This window comes from Metabacillus hrfriensis (assembly GCF_030127205.1).
Classification (GTDB): Bacteria; Bacillota; Bacilli; order Bacillales; family Bacillaceae; genus Bacillus_P; species Bacillus_P dongyingensis.
In genome coordinates this window covers 2717379-2736624 of sequence record NZ_CP126116.1, presented here as the reverse complement: position 1 = coordinate 2736624, position 19246 = coordinate 2717379, and the positions used below count along the sequence as shown (strand labels likewise).

Genomic DNA, 19246 nt, shown 5'->3' with positions numbered 1-19246 from the left:
AAAAAACAAGCCTGTTCCTAAATAGGGAACAGGCTTGTTCGTCATCTTAGCGGACACCTTTCATGTAGCTTTGAATTTTAGGAGAAAGAATTAGCATCAAAAATCCTAAAAGTACAGCTATACCGCCAATGATACCAAAATAGAGAATTTCAGTTTCGGGTTTATAGAATTTAACAATTTGAGCGTTAATAGCTTGAGCAGATGCACTTGTCAGGAACCAAAGACTCATTGTCTGTGCTGAGAATGCAGCCGGAGCAAGCTTTGTTGTTGTAGATAAACCAACAGGTGACAGGCAAAGCTCTCCGAGTACAACCAGGAAGAAGCTGAGTATTAGCCAAATCGGGTTAGCAAGTGAATCTGTTCCGTTCACGTAAGCAGGAATTATCATGATCAAAAATGATAAACCTGCAAAAAACAAACCAAATGCAAATTTTTTCGATGTAGATGGCTGACGATTGCCAAGTTTAATCCAAAGCCATGCAAACACCGGCGCCAAGAAGACAACGAATAATGGATTTAACGATTGAAATAATGATGATGGAATTTCAAAACCGCCAAATTTTAATTGTGTTCGAGTATCAGCGTATGCCCCAAGAATCGTAGCTCCTTGTTCCTGTATCGCCCAGAAAACCATTGCCGCGATGAACAGTGGAATATAAGCAATAAGGCGAGAGCGTTCAACATCTGTTGACTTAGGACTGCGGTACATCACAATGAAGTAAACCGTTGGAATTAATATACCTAAAATACTGATTAAGAAAGTAAATCTTTCTATCGTCAGATAGCCGGTTGAAATGGATATAGCTCCTAAAATTCCGATAACAGCTATACCAATAGCCAATCTTCCGAAAACTTTATTTCTTTCAGAAGGAGTAAGCGGGTTTGGAACTGCTGATCCAGCCAATCCAAGATTTTTCTTTTTAGTCAGCAAGAAGACGATTAATCCTAAGGCCATACCAATTGCAGCAAATCCAAAACCTAAGTGGAAATTATATTTTTGACCTACAGTACCAACAATAATTGGGGCCAGCAGACCGCCTAAGTTGATTCCCATGTAGAAAATGCTGAATCCTGAATCGCGGCGATTATCATCTTTGCTGTATAGATCACCCACAATATTCGAAATATTCGGTTTAAGCAACCCGGTACCGATTACAATGAAGAACATTGACACGAAAAATGCAGCAATGCTTCCAGGGAAAGCAAGAATAATATGACCAAGCATAATAAGGACTCCGCCATAAAAAACGGTACGTGTATTTCCAAGTAACCTGTCGGATATCCAGCCTCCGATGATTCCGGACATATAAACAAGAGATCCGTAGATGGACATAATGGAAAGAGCAGTAGTCTGATCAAGTCCAAGTCCGCCATCTTTCATGGAATAATACATATAATACAGAAGAATAGCTCTCATCCCATAATAAGAAAAGCGCTCCCAAAATTCTGTGAAGAATAGCGTGAACAATCCTTTAGGATGACCGAAAAAACCTTTTTGCGGTACACTTTGTACAATTTTGTCTTTATCAATCGATGACATGATACAAGAATCCTCCTTTTTACCATGTATAATAATACTACTATTAAAATTGAATTGTCAAAAAAAATCGGCAAAAATGCTAGATGAATTATTTTTTTAATATAATTTTACAAAAATGACATGAAAAAACAGGGCTTGCGTGCAGCTTTGTTTTTTCTGTCTATTTCTTTAAGTTCTATAATTAAAGAAAAAAATTACCTTGGGTCTATGCATTTCGTATGATCAGAGATAGCTGCTGACATTAATTGCGTTAATCAGTCTTCAATCAGCAAAAGGAGACTTAATTCTACTTTACAAACCACCGGTCTGTTTTTAAAATGTAGAAAGGAGGCGTCGAATTATGAAGCAATTTGAAAGAAGAGTGCGCTCAGAGAAGGCATTGCTTGAAGCTGCATCTGCATTGATTAAGGAAGTGGGCTGCGCCAAAACCACCCTTTCAGAAATCATGGAGAGAACAGGCCTGTCAAAGGGAGCCATCTATCATTATATTAAAAGCAAAGATGAGCTATTCGCTAAAGTGCTTGAAGCGAGGATTCATGAAACAAATGAAAAATTCTTTGAAAAAATGGGGAAGAGCAAAGAAGATATGACGGACCCTATCGATGTTTTATCAGAGAGTTTCGAAGCAATCAATCATCCAAAAGATGTCGTGAATCAAATCCTGTTATACTTTATCGGCAGGAATGAACAAAAAAAAGCAAAGGAAGCTCTCCGTGAATTTGATCAATGGATGTTTGAGTTTTCAAAGCTCTGGATTGTATCAGGTCAAAAGAATGGAGTGATCAGCGAGCAGATTGATGCCAATCAGACAGCTGAACTTTTTGTCCTGATGTCTTCAGGGTTTAGAATGAGAAACGTCCACAGTGGATCAAAATATGAGTTTAATACCTGTCAGTTTACAGCTATGATGAAGGATTTGTTTAGGAAAGACCCTGTTCTTTTGAAATAATCTTTATATTGAAATTATTTTACGCTTTTGGATTATAAGAATCGGTACGTCCATCAAATCTTATAAAATCAAAAAAAAAGAGAACACATTGTTCTCTTTTTTTGATTCTATTAATCTAATACTTCGACTTTTACCGTTTTACGGCCCCATTTCCTGGCTTCTGCACTAGTAGGCATCAAAACATCTATTTTATGATTGACGATTGCACCGCCTGTATCACCTGCAATAGCAACTCCATAACCTTCAACCCAGACTTTCTTGCCCAGAGGAATGATTTTTGGATCAACAGCAATGAGTTTCATATTTGGATTTTCTTTAATATTTATTCCAATGGCCGTATAGTCGCTGGCCGTATCTTCATGGCTGTAAGCAGTAGCAGTTACATAGAAGATTTTGCTTTCATCTTTTTCTTCTTTTGGAGGCTCGTTGGCAGCGGGTTTACCAGCAGATACAGGTTTGGCTGCTGCAGCTTCTTTCTTTTTCACTGCTGCAGCTTTGGCAATTGCCGCTTCCTTTGCTTTTGCCGCTTCTGCACGGGCGTTAGCTTCAGCAAGAAGAGCTGCCTGCTCTTTCTTTTTCGCTGCGGCAATACTTGCGGCCCGTGCAATTGCCGCTTCCTGTTCTTTTTTAATGCTTGCTTCAATTGATTTCATTTGAGCCTGTAGAGCTGATTTTTCCTGTTCAGCAAGGGTCACTTCTGTTGAAATTTTTTGATATTCAGCTTGAAGGGCAGTCATTTTCTTTTGTCTGTTCAGCATTGCTTCTTCAAGCTTGGCACCGCTTGATGCTAATATTTGCTTCTGTTCAGTCAGCAGAACCTCTTGTCTGTCAATCTCTTTTTTATCTTCTTCGATTTTCTTTAAATCAGCCTGCTGCTGCTCTAAAATGTCATTATCAGCATTTAGGAGAGTGGCAACTGCTCCAATTCTCTCAAATAAGTTCGAAACACTTTCCGCATTAACTAATGTATGAATGACAATATCAGCGTGATCATTCTCTTGAAGGGCTACAAGCCTTGCATGCATGATTTCCTCACGGCTTAATACCTTGTCCTGAAGTGCAACAATTTCTATTTTCTTTTCATCGATTAATTGATTTGTCTTTTTAATCTTTTCTTGAATGGAGGCGTATTCTTTTTCATTTTTTACAACAAGAGCTTCCATGTTCTGAAGTTCGTTTTCCATTTTCTGTACAGCGGTATGTACTGCTTGCTTTTGTTTTTCTTTTTGATTCAGCACTTCCTGATTTTGGTCAAGCTGCTTCTCAGCTTTATGCAAGGTGTCCTGATTCGTTTGCGCTAGGGCAGTGTTATAGCTTGATAGAGTAACAAAACCAACAGAAAGCGCGGCAATCATACGCATTGAAAATCTCATAAAACAACCCCTTTCTTGTAGTTTAGTTATACCACAAAAGAGGGGCCTTTTAGATTACAAATCTGTTAAATCATTCAATATGCGACAAATTAATGAAAATAATCCATGACAAATCGTAAAGGCTGTCGGTTATTGCTGCCACTCTTTTAAGGTTTGATCTGTGGGGAGCAGGTAAGCAAGTGCTCCTAAAATCGGCAGACAAGCGATGCCTGTCATTACAGATGTTAATCCAAAAGCGTCAATCAATGAGCCTAAAGCAACAGAACCAATTGCCCCCATTCCAAATGCGAGCCCGACTGTCAAACCGGACATTGTGCCAATCTTTCCCGGAATGAGCTCTTGGGCATAAACAACAGTTACAGAAAAGCTTGAACTTAATATAAAACCAATTGCAGCGATCAGCGGATATGCCGCTATTGGACTTGCAAACGGCAAAATGAGGGCAAAAGGCGCTGTAGCAAGCAGAGAATAAAGGATAATCGTACGTTTGCCGAAACGGTCTGCCAAAGGCCCCCCTGCAAAGGTTCCAAGTGCACCCATGACAAGAAAGATAAAGATATAAACCTGTGACTGGGCAATACTTAAATCATACTTTTCTATCACATAGAACGTGTAAAAATTTGAAATGGCACTTCCATACCATGAACGTGCAAAAACGAGAAATACGATAACGGCTAATGCAGAAAAAATGGCTTTCGTCAGTTTTACCTCTTTTTTCTTAGTGCCATTTTTCTTTTCTTCTCTTCTAATATCTGAAAGTTTTAATGTGTACCAGTTTGCTATATAAATAAGGAAAATAACTGCAAGAGCTGCTGCAATAGTGAACCAAATCGCGCCAAACTGCCCGAATGGAACGAGAATGAGCGCTGTAATCAGCGGAGCAGATGAAGATCCTGTATTTCCTCCGACTTGATAAATTGACTGCGCGAGGCCGCGTCTTTCTCCAGCTGCTAAATATGCCACTCTTGACCCTTCAGGATGAAAGACCGCAGAACCTAGTCCAATGAAAAAGACACTTAATAAGATCATTGAAAAAGAAGGAGCAAATGAAAGGCCGACAATTCCGATTAAGCTGCTCGTAAGCCCGATAGGCAGGGCATAGGGCATTGGTTTTTTATCTGTATACCAGCCGACAACCGGCTGCAGGACAGAGGAAACCATATTGAGCGTAAAGGCAATAAGGCCAAGCTGGGTAAACGTGAGCCCCATCGTATTTTCAAGAATCGGAAACATCGCAGGGATAACGGATTGAATTGAATCGTTTAATAAATGACATAAACCAATGATGAAAAGGATGTTGTAAATAGGCGGAGACGGTTTTGAAACCGGTTTTTTTAATGAAGCTGCGTTTTCCATTTTATGAGTCCTTTCTCAACTGAATATTTCGATAGACGAAAAGTATTTTACCACAAAATGAGAGGTAAGAAATCAAAAAATTCAAATAAAAAATGCTTTTGCACAAGAAACCCTTGAATGTTCATGTAAAAAGAGTAAAATAGATTTTAAAATTCACCTGAAAATTTAATAATTAGGGGATGTTCGCATGAAAGTGGTTAAGTTTGGAGGAAGTTCGTTAGCATCGGGAAATCAGGTTAAAAAGGTATTTGATATCGTCACATCTGACCCTGATCGAAAAGTGGTCGTTGTGTCAGCGCCCGGCAAACGGTATGCAGAAGATCGCAAGGTGACGGATCTTTTAATTGAACTTGGCGAAAGGTCTTTGCGAGGGGAAAGAGCACCCGAATATTTGACTGCTGTTATTGCCCGGTATTCTCAAGTGGCAGAAGAGCTGAAATTGCCGGCTGAAATCGTTTCCAAAATCGAAAATGATCTTATTGAACTGCTTGATGCAGATAAGACTCGGCAAGACCGATACATAGACGCAATAAAAGCAAGCGGAGAAGACAGCAATGCAAAGCTGATTGCTGAATATTTTAAAAGCAGAGGCATTGAAGCATCTTATATAAATCCAAAAGATGCAGGGCTGTTTGTAGAAGAAACTTGCGGAACAGCACAAGTTCTGAAAAAATCTTACGAAAATCTGAAAGCTTTAAGGGAACTTCCCGGCATTCTTATTTTTCCAGGATTCTTTGGCTACAACGAAGAAGGAGAAGTTGTGACGTTTTCGCGAAGCGGCTCAGATATTACCGGATCCATCCTTGCAAATGGAACAGGAGCAGACCTATACGAAAATTTCACGGATGTGGATGCGGTTTATTCAGCTAATCCTAATGTGGTTCCAAATCCAAAAGAAATCCGCGAGCTTACCTACCGGGAAATGCGTGAGCTTTCTTATGCCGGATTCTCTGTTTTTCACGATGAAGCGCTGATTCCTGCTTTTGAGGCCGGTATTCCTGTTCACATTAAGAATACAAATAATCCGGAAGCTGCAGGCACCAGAATTGTGAACGAAAGAAAAAATACGAATGGACCTGTTATCGGCATTGCCAGCGATGATGATTTCTGCAGTATCTATGTAAATAGATATTTAATGAATAAAGAAATTGGATTCGGACGAAAATTGCTCTCAATTTTAGAGGATTTCGGGTTAACCTATGAGCACAGTCCATCTGGAATCGATGATCTAAGTATTATTCTGAGGCAAAAACAAATGAATGCTGAGACTGAAGAGCTTATTTTAGAGCGGATCCGCACAGACCTGAAGCCGGATGAGGTGACAGTGGAACATAATCTGTCTCTAATTATGATGGTGGGGGAAGGCATGCGCCATAATATCGGCACAGCAGCCCGTGCTTCAAAAGCTCTCGCAGAAGCAGGCGTCAATATCGAAATGATCAACCAGGGATCATCAGAAGTCAGCATGATGTTTGGTGTAAAAGAAGCTCAGGAAAAAAAAGCTGTTCAGGCACTTTATGAGGAATTTTTTGTAAGCGTTTATGCATAATTAAAGGGAGCACTGCTGGATTAGAGGCAGTGCTTTTTTATTGATTTGGAGCTAAGTCTCTGCGGGTTATTTATTACTGGAAATAATCATATCGAAATCCCTCCATTTTTTATCGAAAACTCTCATTTGTCGAGCAAACCCTCTAATGGTGACATCAGTACTTAACTGACAATTTTTATCGAACTGCGATATAATGATGGAATATACCGATAATTCGGAAATAAGGAGGAAGCTGAGTTTGATTAAGAAGGTTGCTGTTATTGGATCTGGAACAATGGGGCACGGCATTGCCCAGTTATTTGCTGCTGCTCACTGTCCGGTGACGATTTATGATTTAAGAGCAGAATTATTAACGAAAGCTCGACGAATGATTATTCAGAATTTAGAGGTAATGAAAAAGGAATCTTACATAAACAGTGATGAACAAAAAGCAACGCTGGAAATGCTCTCTTATTCAACGGACCTTAGCGAAGCTGTTCATGACGCTGATCTGATTATTGAAGCAATTCCTGAGGTGCTTGAGTTTAAGCTGCAGTTATTTAAATTGCTCGAACCGATGATAAGTTCAACTGCAATTGTCGCATCCAACACTTCTACATTTCCGATTACAAAACTTGCTGAAGAGTGCCCTTTTTCTGAGCGCTTGCTCATCACCCATTTCTTTAATCCTGCTCATTTAGTCAAACTGGTTGAAGTAGTTAAACATGAGCACACTCTGCCATGGGCAGTAGAAGAAGTTAGCCATCTCTTAAAAGCTGCAGGCAAGAAAGTTGTCATTCTTAATAAGGACATTCCGGGTTTTATTGCGAACCGCCTGCAGGCTGCAGTAGTCAGGGAAGCTTTTTATCTGCTTGAAGAAGGCATCGCGGATGCAGATGACATTGATAAGGTCATGTCTGAAGGACCCGGCATGAGATGGGCCTTGAACGGACCTCTGCGGATTGCAGACATGGGAGGGCTTGATATTTGGGAAAAGGTAACCGGAAATTTGTTCCCGGAACTCGACTGCAGCACGGAAGCTCCGCGGTTTATTGTGGAAAGCGTCAAGCAGGGGAATCTGGGTTCAAAAACCGGCAAGGGTATTTATGAATATAGCGGCACAGGAGAAGGGAACTTAGACATCAGGGATAAACAGCTGATTCACTTGCTTAAAATGTAAGCGTTTTACAGAATGGAGAAAGATCAGATTGAATTCATTTGCTGGTACTTGCGGCAAATGGCGGGTATATCGGGATTATTTTGGAGGCAAAAAAATAGCCGTGCATCCCCCCGGTTCCTTTGATTGCGATTACGACTACAGCAGGTTCAGGCTCTGAAGCAACAGACGTAACCATCATAGTTGAAAATTATATAATGGAGAACGAGGAAAAAAGTGGTCATACAGCGCTGGTTCAATTAACATGACGGCAAGGTGAAAATATTGTATAGTTAAAAGCTCAGACAGGCAGGCTCAGGATATACGGGCTTGCCTCTTTCATTGAACGGAGCAGATTACCTTGATTACAACGAAAACCTATATAAAAGAATGGCAGCAGGCCCTTCAAATTGAAATCGGCTATTTAAAGAAATATGGGAGCACGAAATACCGTGTTGCAAATGGACATCTATTATCAGCTGGGGATGCCTTTACTTACTATTTTGAGAGCAGCGGCAGTCTGAAAATTCCCGTTGGATCCTCAGTCAAATTAGAATGGGACGGAGTAAAGCACAAAGGAAGAGTCCTCTCTTCAGAAGGACAAAGCATCATTCTATCTTTTGAAAGATCGTTTGGAGATCTCATTCATGAGGCTTTTCTTTTCCACGACCCGTGGGAACTGCTTGAGGAACTAATTGCAAGGCTTGATGACATGAAAAAAAGCAAGATTAAGAGGGCCAGAATCAAAAAGCTGATGGATCCCTCGATGCCTCCAAAACATCCGTCAGAGAAAGGGAAAAGCTCAGTCCATGAATTGTTTATAAGGTCAAAATACAATCCGGTCACTTTCGTTTGGGGACCTCCCGGCACGGGGAAAACCTATACTCTTGCAAGAACAGCAGCCAATCATTATTTTAAAGGAAAACGTGTGCTGATTCTGTCACACAGCAACAGTGCTGTGGATGTATTAATGAAGGAAATCGCAGTTTTTATTCATAAAAAGGAGAAATTTATTGAAGGGGAACTGCTGCGCTATGGTACTGGGAGCGCTGACACGGCCTTTCCTGTACCCCTTACAACAAGTGAACTCCTCCTGCAGAAAGACCCTGCATTATCAAAGGACAGATATCAGCTTCTCGATGAAAGAAAGCTCTTAAAAAAGGATTTATCGGATTCATTCAGCAAGCGGGATTCCAATCAGCTGCTTGATCTTGAAACAAGAATCAGCAGAGTCCTTGAGAAAATACGCAAGCAGGAATCTGAATTTGTAAAAGAAGCATTTATAGTTGGAACAACCCTTGCTAAAGCAGCAAGTGATTCAAACATATATGAAGACGAATTTGACGTTGTTATTGTCGATGAGACAAGCATGGCTTACGTACCGCAGGCAGCGTTTGCTGCATCGCTTGGCCGGCGGGTGATTCTGTGCGGGGACTTTAAACAGCTGCCGCCTATTGCTTCTTCTCGTCATGAACTCGTTGAAAAATGGCTGAAAGAAGATATTTTCATCCGCTCAGGTGTTTCAGACATCAAACAAGATTTACATCCGCAAATGCTTCTCTTGAAAGAACAGCGAAGAATGCATCCGGAAATCTCTGCATTTACCAATCAATATGTTTATCAAAATCAAGTAGGCGACCATGAAAGTGTCAAAAAAAGCAGAAATCAGCTTGTAATAAGAACTCCTTTTCCCAACAGAGCATCCATTTTGCTGGATGCAAGTTATACTGGCGAGCATTGTATAAAAGAAAGGACGTCGCATTCCAAGTTTAATTTGTGGCATCTGCTGCTTTCATTTCAAAGCATCCACGAATCCTATCTCTCTGGTGTAAGATCAATCGGCTATGTGACACCATACCGGGCACAGGCTTCTCTGATGCAGCAGCTTTTAGGTGATTTATATGAAGAAGAACTCCTGAATGCAGATATTCTTGCAGCAACCGTCCATAAATTTCAGGGCAGCGAGCGGGATGTGATGATTTTTGACAGTGTTGACAGTTTTCCGGAGAATCGTGCCGGAATGCTGACTGCGGGTAAGGACAGTGAAAGACTTATCAATGTTGCCATTACAAGGACTAAGGGAAAATTCATACATGTCAGCAATACAGACTTTATCCGTAAAAACGTATACCGCAGCAAAGCACTCAGACAACTAGTGGATCATCAGGAGAAAAATCATCAGTCCGTCACTCATCAGCATATTGGAAAATGGATTCAGCACCATCATCCAAAATTGAAATGGATGCACGCTCTAAAACAGGAACCACTATTTGAAGACATCTGTTCTGCCAAGCGACGGATCATTCTTTCACTGCCGAAATCTATGAGTCTTGAAAAGGATTTGACCAATGTCCTGAAGAATGCTGGGCATGGAATCACTCTTTCGGTTATATCTGACAGTAAGCCGGTGTTTAAATGTACTTGGATTCAAGAAAATCTGCCATTCCCATTTGTTATCATTGATGACCAAATATTATGGCTCGGACAGCCATTTGAAGGAGCAAACAGAGTGCAGCCTCCGTATGTAGCTGCGAGGCTGTATTCCCCAAAAACCGTTCAGCATTTTCTGACACAGCTCTCCTTTTCATAAAAAGAGGAAGATCGGCCATTTTCTCGAATAAGTAGTGTTGATAAAAGAATGAAGAAGGGGGAACAGAATGGAGTACAGGTTATTTCCCGCTGCTGATTCAGATAAGGCAATCGAAAATTTAATGCAATGTTACATCTATGATTTCACTGAATTTAACAATGACAAAGTTAACGGACAAGGCAGATTCAATGATTATCCTTATTTCGAAAACTACTGAACTGAAGAAGGGCGATTTCCTTATCTGATCAATGTAAAGGATGGTATGCAGGTTTTGTCTATGTAAGGTACGATGCATCTGAAGAGCATTTTTCGATGGCGGAGTTTTTCATCATGAAAAAATTTCGGCGATCAGGTCTCGGTAAAAAAATTGCCAACAATGTTTTTCAGATGTATAGCAGGAAATGGGAAATATTTCAAATTGAAAGGAATAAACCTGCTCAAAGCTTTTGGAGAAAGGTAATTGAAGAATATACAGCAGGGGATTATGCAGAGCGTATGGTAAATGAACCGTGTCATTCAAACTTTTTGTTCCAAAGAACTGGAGGGAGCTTTGTGAAAACGTTCAGATCACCCAATAAAATTGTAACTGGTGAAGGATCTATTCAAAATCTTCTTCACCTTATTAATGAATATCACGCTTCTAAAGTTTTTATTTTTGCCGATCCAATTTTAATCCAACTTGGAGTTCTTTCTCCAATAGAACAGACGCTTGAAGAAAATAAAATCCAAATCGAATGCTATACAGAAATTCAGCCTGAACCGCAAGTTTCTATTGGTGATGGTGCAGTCAAAGCTCTCAGGAACTCAGGAGCTGATCTTGTCATTGGCATAGGCGGCGGCAGCTGTCTTGATATAGCTAAAGCTGCATCCGTTCTTGCAAAAAATGAAGGCACAATTGCGGATTTTTTAAATTTATCAGGAACAAAAATACTGTCAGAACGGGGATTGCCTAAAATCATGATCCCGACAACATCAGGCACCGGTGCAGAAATGACGGATATAGCCGTTTTTTCATTAGAAGAAACAAAGGATGTCATTACTCATGACTATTTGCTAGCAGATGCCGTCATCATAGATCCGGAATTAACTTATTCTCTGCCGCCGCGAGTAACGGCTGCAAGCGGGATTGATGCACTGACACATGCGATTGAATCCTTTTTATCCATTAATGCCACGGTTATTACAGATACTCTGGCATTAGAAGCAATAGAAAAAATTGCTTCTAGTATCGGCACAGCAGTCTGGCAGGGCGCAAACCGCGAAGCCCGGAGCAGTATGTCATGGGGAAGTATGCTTGCGGGACTCAGTTTTTTTAATGCGGGTGTCGCCGGTGTACATGCTTTAGCTTACCCGCTAGGGGGCTTATTTAAAGTTTCACATGGAGAATCAAATGCTGTGCTGCTTCCATATGTCCTTGACTATATTTTGCCGTCCTGCTTACATAAAATGACGATTCTTGCTTCTTCGCTGGGTATTGAGAGAAACGGCAAAAGCGATCGTGAGTTCGCGCAGTCAGCCGTTTTAGAAATTAGAAATCTGATGGAAGATGTTGGCCTGCCCCATACTCTTCAAGAATATGGCATTACTGAAGAGGATATTGAAAAATTAGCGGCGGGCGGCATCAAGCAAACAAGACTGCTTGCAAGAAGTCCAAGAGCCTTTCAGCTCAAGGATGTGAAACAAGTCTACCATGCAGCCCTATACGGAACGTTAAAGGCAGAGGGAGTGATGAAGCATGTTCCATACAACAATTGAACCGCGAGTTTCCGAAACAGATGGGGTCGGCCATATCAACAATACAACAGTGCCAGTCTGGTTTGAAGCAGGAAGAAATCAGCTCTTTGCTTTATTCAATCCTGAATGGTCTTTTAAGGACTGGAAAATGATTATTTTAAACATGAATGTCGATTTTATCAGCCAAATTTATTACGGCAAAGAAGTCGAAGTCTATTCCTGGGTGAAAAGAATCGGAAACACAAGCTTAGAGCTTTATGAAGAAATTCATCAGGGCGGGGAATTATGCGCAAAAGGGACAGCTATCTATGTGCATTATAATGTTCATGAAAAAAAATCAGAACGCATTCCGGACGCCATTAGACTGGAATTACAGAACCATCTCTATACAAACATGTAAGTTTTCAAAATTAAAGCTTGTTTTTTCTGAAATTTCAAAATACACTAGTAACATACCAACTGGTTAGTATTTTAAAGGATGGAGTGAATGTTATGCATTTGCGTTTAACAGATGAGCAGAGAATGGTTCAAAAAACAATCCGTAAATTTGTTGAAAATGAATTAATGCCACTTGAAAATACCGTTCTTAGAAATGAATTAGAAGGAAAGCCAAGTCTTTCAAAAGAAAAAATGCACGAGCTTCAGCAAAAGGCGAAGCAGTCCGGCTTTTGGGGCATTAACACACCTGAAGAATACGGCGGTGCAGATATCGGGCAGATGATGCTTGCCATTGTGCAAATGGAAGTATCCAAAACATTCGTTCCGTTCCGCTTTGGCGGCTCAGCAGACAACATTCTCTATTATGCGAATGAAGAACAAAAGGAAAAGTATTTAATTCCTACAATTAATGGCGACAAAAAATCCTGTTTTGCAATGACAGAACCGGCAGCAGGATCTGATACAAGAAATATTCAGATGACAGCAGTAAAAGACGGCAGCGAATGGGTCCTAAATGGTGAAAAAACGTTTATTACAGGCGGAAATGAAGCTGATTTTGTTATGGTTATTGCGATAACAGATAAAGAAAAGCACAGGTCAACAGGCCGTGACGGCGTCACATGTTTCATCGTTGACCGGGATATGGGATGGACGTCTGAATATATTCATACAATGGGCGAGTGGGGACCGGCCAGCTTATTTTTCGATGGAGTCCGCGTGCCTGAAGAAAACATTCTCGGTGAATTGCACGGCGGGTATAAACTCGGGCTCGAATGGATCGGTTTTGCAAGATGGATCGTTGGGGCAACAGCTGTCGGAGCAGCCGAACGCCTGCTGCAGATGGCCATTGATTATTCAAAAGAACGCGAAACATTCGGAAGGCCGATCGCTGACCGTCAAGCCATTCAATGGCAAATTGCAGACTCAGCAACTGAAATTGAAGCTGCAAAATGGCTTGTCCTAAATGCTGCGTTCACGCTTGATCAAGGTGAGGACAACCGCCACTTGGCATCAATGGCCAAACTATACGGCTCTAATATGGGGAATCGTGTTGTTGACCGCGTTCTCCAAATCCATGGCGGAATGGGCTATACAAGAGAACTTCCGATTGAACGCTGGTATCGTGAGGCCCGCCTCTGGAGAATTTATGACGGAACAGATGAAATTCAGCGCTTAATTCTTTCCCGCAATCTTTTAAAAGGAAATGTCAAAATCGGACAATTCATCTAAAAAAGGAGGCGAAACCCATGTTCAAACACTTAATTGGAAGCGCTTCCGAAAAAGTAAAGAACTCTATTGAGAAGGGAACAGTCAGAAAATTTGCTGTAGCGATCGGAGATGAGAACCCTCTTTTCATAGATGAGGCAGCCGGAGCCCGTTCAAAATACAAGCGGAATCTGGCACCGCCAACCTTTCCCGTTACCCTGAGCTACGGCACAATTGAAGGATTGAAGCTGCCGTCTAAAGGTCTGATACATGGTGAACAGTCGTTTCATTATGAAAAACCGCTTTTAGTAGGCGATACCGTCTATTGCTCTTCTAAACTTGTAAACTACAGGGAGAGAAAAGGGAGCGGGGGAAGCATGGGCATGCTCACTATTGAGAGACTGGGAGAGACAGAAGAAGGAGATTTGATTTTTTCAATGAAACAAGTCGTTATTATAAATGAAGCAGTCAGAAAGGTGATGAACGTATGACAATTGCTGATTTTCGGTTGGGTGATCCCTTAAAGGACATCACACTTCCGCCTGTCTCAAAACTGGATCTCATCAAATATGCTGGAGCTTCAGGCGACTACAACCCAATTCACACCATTGACGAAGAAGCAGAAAAAGCAGGTCTGCCGGGCATCATTGCACACGGCATGTGGACAATGGGCAGCCTGTCTAAACTCTTTTCTCCGTTCTATGAGGAAGGCTTTATAGAAGCTTATACGATCCGGTTTAAAGGAATGGTTTTCCTGGGTGATGTGCTGACTCATCAGGCGGATCTTTATGAGATGAACGATGAATCTGCAAAGTTTCATGTGAGGGCTGTTAATCAGGATGGGACAGAGGTTGCTAAGGGGGATGTTGTATTTAGAAGGATATAATAAATAAGCCTCTTATCCTGAGGATGAGAGGTCTTCTTTATTAGAACTGAAGAAAACATGTTTTATTTGGAACCATGAGTCTTATCATCAATAATAAATTCAGATATCTGTTTTTTTCCATGTTTCCACTTTTTGAATTTGGCATATTCCTGAAAATTTTTAAATTCCTCTTTACTTAGTCCATCCTCAATTGCTTTGTTCAATAACTCCCGCCATTCATCATCAATGTTTTCATTAAAATGATCCCTTTCATACCCCAGAAGATATTCTAAATCAACCTCCAGAGTCATTGAAATTTTCTGCAAAAACTGCAGCGACGGGTTTTTTTGGATGTTTCGTTCAATATAACTTAAATAAGATTTGGAAACTCCAGCAAGCTCAGCAAGCTCACTAATTGAATACCCCTTTTCCTGTCTTAACTCCCGTAAGCGATCACCAACCATTTCTTGTCTCCTTAATCAGCCAATTCTGATAAAATAGTAACTTGCTCTTTCATTATAAGGAACATATTGTTCTTTATAAAATATCAAAATTGTGTGATTAAGCGAGTATTAGTGAGTAATCAAGAGATTTTCGTTCTTTTTAACGAAAAAACAAAGAATTTTGACGGTTTTTACAATTAGGTAAAATAGCATACATTAATAACAGCTCATATTATCGAAAACAAGATAATTGTCAGTATAAGAAGAAAACAAAAATAGAATGATAGAATATATTTGAAGAATTCATAATAATATAGAACTATCTGCTTGACACGTTCTTTATAAAGAACTAAAATAAAGAACATATTAGGAAATCGAATCTCTTTTTATTTACTATCAATGTTCTTTATGAAGAACTCTTACTTTGAAAGGTGGAACCTATGAAAAATCATAATTTTCATGATGACCCTTTGATCTCTGGAAAAGAAAAGGAAATCGATCTTAAAGAAATTTTTACAGTAATTAAAAGGCGTTTTTGGATGATTGCAGTGATTACGCTGCTGACCACTATGTTTGCAGGTTTTTACAGTTATTTTTATACGAACCCTTTGTTTGCCACCTCTACCCGCATTACAATCAATACTACTGCAGAAACAATAAACACACTGAACGTCATTATCAAGGATCCAGCTGTTCTTGAGAAAGTAGCAGCAAAACTGGATTTGGACCGTTCAGGGGAAGCACTCAGCGGCCAGATCAATGCTGAAACAATAGGAAGCTCACAAGTTATCAATATTTCAGTGATAGACTCAGATCCTGTGCTGGCGGCTAAAATTGCTAATACCACAGCTGAAATCTTTAAAGATGAAATTCCTGGGTTTATCGTCATTGATGGCATGGAGATATTAGCTAAGGCCAAGCCGAACTATTACCCTATCAATGAAAATCATTCCAGATACATTATGATGGGGGTTATCGCAGGAATCATCATCGGAGTCGGCCTTGTTTTCTTGCTTGATTCACTGGATGACAGTATCCGCAGCAAGAGAGAGGTAGAAGAGATTTTTGATGCGCCAATTCTGGGTGCTGTTTCAAAAATGTCAAAGCGGAATACAACAAAAGGAAATGTAAAAAAGAAACAGCATTTAAGGAGTGAAACTTTTGGTTCAAAATCCATTTAACACGATTCCGCCAAGAAAAAAAAGCTTAATTTCTTACTTCAATCCAAACAGCCTGATTTCAGATCAGTATCGGACGATTCTGACAAATCTGCAATTTGCTTCTATTGATCAAAAGTATCGCTCCCTTCTCATTACCTCTCCGGGATATGGAGAAGGAAAGTCCACCACTGTCACCAATCTTGCGGTTTCATTTGCCCTTCAGGGAGAAAAAGTACTGCTGATTGACGGTGATTTAAGAAAGCCTGCCATACATAATGCATTTAAACTTGAAAATAACGTTGGACTAACAAATGTTTTAATCGGAAATGCCGTTTTAAGTGAAGCGATTCACCAAACAGAGATAGGAAGGCTGGCTATTTTAACAAGCGGATCGATTCCGCATAATCCTTCCGAAATCATAGCTTCTCAGGCAATGAGAGACTTGATGGCCAAACTGCATGATCAATACGATTTGATCTTGTTTGACTGTCCGCCCGTTCTTGATGTGGTTGATACGAAAATCTTAGCCAATGAATGTGATGGAGTAGTACTGGTCGTTAATAACGGCAAAACAGATAAAGAAGAAGCGCTGGAAGCAAACAAAATCCTGTCAGCCTCAAGAGCATCACTGCTTGGTATCGTGCTCAACGAATATAAATAAAAAAATTTACAAAATTCGTTCTTGATTAAGAATATCTGGTAATGTCTCCTATCCATTATCAATGGAGGCACTCGATCATGCTGTGGGCCTTGAAAGCCTTAGACGCGAGTCGTCGGTAGTGTGATGTGAGGAGGGGTTAAATGCCCCAATTCATATAAATTTTAACTTTATGTTTTTTCAAAAGAGCATAAAGTTAAGATTTATATCAAAGAAAAGGGAGTGCTATTCTTGAATCCATTTGATCATTACCCGAAATCATTGAAGAAAATGGTTCGCTATATTAAGCAGGATGCAAGCTTAGAGCAGCTGAATGAAATAAAAAAACTCATCGATGTTTCCATTTATAAAAGATCGCTGATTCTTTCAAAAGGGACAGAAAGAAAAAAAGAATGCGCAGGAGGCTGAGCTGATGACCTACAATCGAAGGCTGTCATTATTAATAATAGTTGATTCAATTATCGTTCTTTCTGCCATCTTCTTCAGCCGCTTCCTTCTAGAGGCAGATCTGCATGTTCTTACAATCCCATTAGTCATCAGCTCACTCACCTTATTAATCAGTCATCATATTTTTTCTTTCATATATAAGCTTTATAACAAGGCCTGGGAATACGCGAGCATCGGGGAACTGCTTATTATTTTTAAAGCCATAACTTACTCAATCGCTGCAACTGCTGTCATGCAGCAGCTGATTGAAACTGAAATTCATTTCAGACTGCTGGCAGTAACCTGGATGATTCATATGCTTTTGATAGGAGGCTCTCGTTTTTGCTGGAGAATGATCCGTGATACATACATAAGCAAATCAAGCAGCAAGAAAAGAACCTTAATAATTGGTGCAGGCTCAGCTGGAACTATGGTCGCAAGACAGCTGAAAAAAAGTGCAGATACAGATATGTATCCAGTTGCTTTTATTGATGATAATGTCCACAAACAGAAACTTGATATTCTTGGCATTCCGGTTATAGGCGGGGTAAGTGCAATTGAAGAAAAAGTACGTGAGTTTGAAATTGATAATATTATCATAGCCATTCCATCTTTAAGCAAAAAAGGATTACAGAATATTTTTAATGAATGTCTTAAGACAAAAGCGAAAACGCAAATCATTCCCATGCTTGAAGATTTAATTACCGGAAAAGTTTCTGTCAATCAAATCCGGGAAGTCCGTGTAGAGGATCTTTTAGGACGCAAGCCTGTTGAACTTGACATTGAAAGCATTTCTGAAAACATTTCAGGAAAAACCGTTCTCGTTACAGGGGCTGGAGGATCCATCGGCTCCGAAATATGCAGACAGATTACAAAGTTTAAACCAAACAAGCTGATTCTTTTGGGTCACGGGGAAAATAGCATTTACTCCATCGAAATGGAGCTGAGAGCAGAAGCAGAAAAATATCAAATCGAACTTGTAACCGAAATTGCGGATCTTCAGGATGAGAAAAAAATGTTTGAAGTCATGGGCAGACATCAGCCCTACATTGTGTACCATGCAGCCGCCCATAAACATGTACCGCTGATGGAACGAAATCCAGAAGAAGCTGTAAAAAACAATGTTATTGGCACACGTAATGCTGCCAGTGCTGCGAGATGGGCCAACGTTGAGATCTTTGTCATGGTTTCAACGGATAAAGCTGTAAATCCCACTAGCGTCATGGGTGCAACTAAAAAACTTGCTGAAATGCTGGTTCAGCACTTTGACCAAATTAGCAAGACAAAATTTGTAGCTGTCCGCTTTGGAAATGTTTTAGGAAGCAGAGGCAGCGTGATACCGCTTTTTAAAAAGCAAATTGAAAAAGGCGGTCCCGTAACAATTACGCATCCGGATATGGTCCGTTATTTTATGACCATTCCAGAAGCTTCAAGGCTTGTCTTGCAAGCCGGAGCACTCGCACGGGGTGGAGAGATCTTTGTTCTTGATATGGGCGAACCTGTCAAAATTATTGATCTTGCTAAAAATCTAATAAAAATGTCTGGGCACTCTCTTGACGACATTGAAATAGAAGTCACTGGCATGAGGCCTGGCGAAAAACTGTTTGAAGAATTGCTTAAAGATGATGAAGTACATGAACAGCAAGTGTATCCGAAGATTTACGTAGGGAAAACAGCTACTCTTTATATAGAAGAAATCCAACATATCATCGATACATTTTCTGAAATGGAGAAAAACGAATTGCGCGAACAGCTGTTAAATCTCGCCAATCATCGTGTTCCTGTTAACGAGCTATTGTCGATACCTAGTTAAAAGGAGATTAC

General features: G+C 40.3%; 18 protein-coding genes and 1 pseudogene. 15 read left to right on the top strand and 4 right to left on the bottom strand.

The window, feature by feature from the left end:
- Nucleotides 1-46 precede the first annotated feature (46 nt).
- On the bottom strand, nucleotides 47-1540 hold the full coding sequence (locus QLQ22_RS13630; protein ID WP_223435411.1) for a peptide MFS transporter: 1494 nt from the start codon (nucleotides 1538-1540) through the stop codon (nucleotides 47-49).
- A gap of 340 nt (nucleotides 1541-1880) precedes the next feature.
- Here QLQ22_RS13630 and QLQ22_RS13625 point away from each other — a divergent pair, with 340 nt between their 5' ends.
- Nucleotides 1881-2489 carry a TetR/AcrR family transcriptional regulator gene (locus QLQ22_RS13625; RefSeq protein ID WP_284014972.1) on the top strand — a complete coding sequence of 203 codons (609 nt, stop codon included), beginning with the start codon at nucleotides 1881-1883 and terminating at the stop codon, nucleotides 2487-2489.
- Nucleotides 2490-2599: 110 nt separating this feature from the next.
- On the opposite strand, the gene QLQ22_RS13620 is transcribed toward QLQ22_RS13625, so the two are convergent.
- Together QLQ22_RS13620 and QLQ22_RS13615 are read right to left on the bottom strand one after the other, a co-directional pair.
- The gene (locus tag QLQ22_RS13620) at nucleotides 2600-3862 is read right to left on the bottom strand and encodes a 3D domain-containing protein (protein ID WP_284014971.1); all 1263 of its coding nucleotides are present in this window, start codon (nucleotides 3860-3862) and stop codon (nucleotides 2600-2602) included.
- A gap of 129 nt (nucleotides 3863-3991) precedes the next feature.
- On the bottom strand, nucleotides 3992-5218 hold the full coding sequence (locus QLQ22_RS13615; RefSeq protein ID WP_284014970.1) for an MFS transporter: 1227 nt from the start codon (nucleotides 5216-5218) through the stop codon (nucleotides 3992-3994).
- Nucleotides 5219-5405: 187 nt separating this feature from the next.
- On the opposite strand from QLQ22_RS13615, the gene QLQ22_RS13610 reads away from it, so the two are divergent.
- The 10 genes and pseudogenes from QLQ22_RS13610 to QLQ22_RS13570 all read left to right on the top strand — a co-directional run bounded on the left by QLQ22_RS13610 (nucleotide 5406) and on the right by QLQ22_RS13570 (nucleotide 14756).
- Nucleotides 5406-6767 (top strand): aspartate kinase, encoded by a 1362-nt coding sequence (locus QLQ22_RS13610; protein ID WP_284014969.1) that lies wholly within the window; start codon nucleotides 5406-5408, stop codon nucleotides 6765-6767.
- Between the two features lie 238 nt (nucleotides 6768-7005).
- The gene (locus QLQ22_RS13605; protein WP_223435404.1) at nucleotides 7006-7926 is read left to right on the top strand and encodes a 3-hydroxyacyl-CoA dehydrogenase family protein; all 921 of its coding nucleotides are present in this window, start codon (nucleotides 7006-7008) and stop codon (nucleotides 7924-7926) included.
- A gap of 44 nt (nucleotides 7927-7970) precedes the next feature.
- Nucleotides 7971-8105: pseudogene (locus QLQ22_RS25160) on the top strand (iron-containing alcohol dehydrogenase); the annotation flags it as partial.
- A 158-nt stretch (nucleotides 8106-8263) separates the two neighbouring features.
- Nucleotides 8264-10492, top strand: a complete 2229-nt coding sequence (locus QLQ22_RS13600) for an AAA domain-containing protein (protein WP_252206957.1) — start codon at nucleotides 8264-8266, stop codon at nucleotides 10490-10492.
- A 67-nt stretch (nucleotides 10493-10559) separates the two neighbouring features.
- Nucleotides 10560-10709: a hypothetical protein gene (locus tag QLQ22_RS13595; RefSeq protein WP_252206956.1), complete on the top strand. Its 150-nt coding sequence runs from the start codon at nucleotides 10560-10562 to the stop codon at nucleotides 10707-10709.
- A 113-nt stretch (nucleotides 10710-10822) separates the two neighbouring features.
- On the top strand, nucleotides 10823-12247 hold the full coding sequence (locus tag QLQ22_RS13590; RefSeq protein ID WP_284014968.1) for an iron-containing alcohol dehydrogenase: 1425 nt from the start codon (nucleotides 10823-10825) through the stop codon (nucleotides 12245-12247).
- Nucleotides 12228-12626 (top strand): acyl-CoA thioesterase, encoded by a 399-nt coding sequence (locus tag QLQ22_RS13585; protein WP_223435399.1) that lies wholly within the window; start codon nucleotides 12228-12230, stop codon nucleotides 12624-12626. The genes QLQ22_RS13590 and QLQ22_RS13585 overlap by 20 nt, the downstream gene beginning before the upstream one ends.
- Before the next feature lie 92 nt (nucleotides 12627-12718).
- On the top strand, nucleotides 12719-13894 hold the full coding sequence (locus tag QLQ22_RS13580; RefSeq protein ID WP_223435398.1) for an acyl-CoA dehydrogenase family protein: 1176 nt from the start codon (nucleotides 12719-12721) through the stop codon (nucleotides 13892-13894).
- A 17-nt stretch (nucleotides 13895-13911) separates the two neighbouring features.
- A complete protein-coding gene (locus QLQ22_RS13575; protein WP_284014967.1) occupies nucleotides 13912-14361 on the top strand; it encodes a MaoC family dehydratase N-terminal domain-containing protein in 450 nt (149 codons plus the stop codon).
- Nucleotides 14358-14756, top strand: coding sequence for a MaoC/PaaZ C-terminal domain-containing protein (locus QLQ22_RS13570; protein WP_223435395.1), 399 nt, complete (start codon nucleotides 14358-14360; stop codon nucleotides 14754-14756). The genes QLQ22_RS13575 and QLQ22_RS13570 overlap by 4 nt, the downstream gene beginning before the upstream one ends.
- A gap of 62 nt (nucleotides 14757-14818) precedes the next feature.
- On the opposite strand, the gene QLQ22_RS13565 is transcribed toward QLQ22_RS13570, so the two are convergent.
- Complete coding sequence (locus QLQ22_RS13565; protein WP_252206953.1) at nucleotides 14819-15199, bottom strand: helix-turn-helix domain-containing protein; 381 nt, start codon at nucleotides 15197-15199, stop codon at nucleotides 14819-14821.
- 419 nt (nucleotides 15200-15618) lie between these two features.
- Here QLQ22_RS13565 and QLQ22_RS13560 point away from each other — a divergent pair, with 419 nt between their 5' ends.
- The 4 genes from QLQ22_RS13560 to QLQ22_RS13545 all read left to right on the top strand — a co-directional run bounded on the left by QLQ22_RS13560 (nucleotide 15619) and on the right by QLQ22_RS13545 (nucleotide 19235).
- Nucleotides 15619-16359, top strand: a complete 741-nt coding sequence (locus tag QLQ22_RS13560; protein WP_252206952.1) for a YveK family protein — start codon at nucleotides 15619-15621, stop codon at nucleotides 16357-16359.
- A complete protein-coding gene (locus QLQ22_RS13555) occupies nucleotides 16331-16999 on the top strand; it encodes a CpsD/CapB family tyrosine-protein kinase (RefSeq protein WP_423246204.1) in 669 nt (222 codons plus the stop codon). The genes QLQ22_RS13560 and QLQ22_RS13555 overlap by 29 nt, the downstream gene beginning before the upstream one ends.
- Nucleotides 17000-17227: 228 nt before the next feature.
- Nucleotides 17228-17404 (top strand): hypothetical protein, encoded by a 177-nt coding sequence (locus QLQ22_RS13550; RefSeq protein WP_284014966.1) that lies wholly within the window; start codon nucleotides 17228-17230, stop codon nucleotides 17402-17404.
- A 4-nt stretch (nucleotides 17405-17408) separates the two neighbouring features.
- Nucleotides 17409-19235, top strand: coding sequence for a polysaccharide biosynthesis protein (locus QLQ22_RS13545; RefSeq protein WP_284014965.1), 1827 nt, complete (start codon nucleotides 17409-17411; stop codon nucleotides 19233-19235).
- Nucleotides 19236-19246: the final 11 nt, after the last annotated feature.

Bases quoted from the DNA above. Each gene is read 5' to 3' on its own strand.
- QLQ22_RS13625 (WP_284014972.1), top strand. From the start codon at position 1,881: ATGAAGCAATTTGAAAGAAGAGTGCGCTCAGAGAAGGCATTGCTTGAA.
- QLQ22_RS13585 (WP_223435399.1), top strand. From the start codon at position 12,228: ATGTTCCATACAACAATTGAACCGCGAGTTTCCGAAACAGATGGGGTC.
- QLQ22_RS13590 (WP_284014968.1), top strand. From the start codon at position 10,823: ATGAAAAAATTTCGGCGATCAGGTCTCGGTAAAAAAATTGCCAACAAT.
- QLQ22_RS13545 (WP_284014965.1), top strand. From the start codon at position 17,409: ATGACCTACAATCGAAGGCTGTCATTATTAATAATAGTTGATTCAATT.
- QLQ22_RS13580 (WP_223435398.1), top strand. From the start codon at position 12,719: ATGCATTTGCGTTTAACAGATGAGCAGAGAATGGTTCAAAAAACAATC.
- QLQ22_RS13565 (WP_252206953.1), bottom strand. From the start codon at position 15,199: ATGGTTGGTGATCGCTTACGGGAGTTAAGACAGGAAAAGGGGTATTCA.
- QLQ22_RS13615 (WP_284014970.1), bottom strand. From the start codon at position 5,218: ATGGAAAACGCAGCTTCATTAAAAAAACCGGTTTCAAAACCGTCTCCG.
- QLQ22_RS13570 (WP_223435395.1), top strand. From the start codon at position 14,358: ATGACAATTGCTGATTTTCGGTTGGGTGATCCCTTAAAGGACATCACA.
- QLQ22_RS13620 (WP_284014971.1), bottom strand. From the start codon at position 3,862: ATGAGATTTTCAATGCGTATGATTGCCGCGCTTTCTGTTGGTTTTGTT.
- QLQ22_RS13560 (WP_252206952.1), top strand. From the start codon at position 15,619: ATGAAAAATCATAATTTTCATGATGACCCTTTGATCTCTGGAAAAGAA.
- QLQ22_RS13575 (WP_284014967.1), top strand. From the start codon at position 13,912: ATGTTCAAACACTTAATTGGAAGCGCTTCCGAAAAAGTAAAGAACTCT.
- QLQ22_RS13630 (WP_223435411.1), bottom strand. From the start codon at position 1,540: ATGTCATCGATTGATAAAGACAAAATTGTACAAAGTGTACCGCAAAAA.
- QLQ22_RS13610 (WP_284014969.1), top strand. From the start codon at position 5,406: ATGAAAGTGGTTAAGTTTGGAGGAAGTTCGTTAGCATCGGGAAATCAG.
- QLQ22_RS13595 (WP_252206956.1), top strand. From the start codon at position 10,560: ATGGAGTACAGGTTATTTCCCGCTGCTGATTCAGATAAGGCAATCGAA.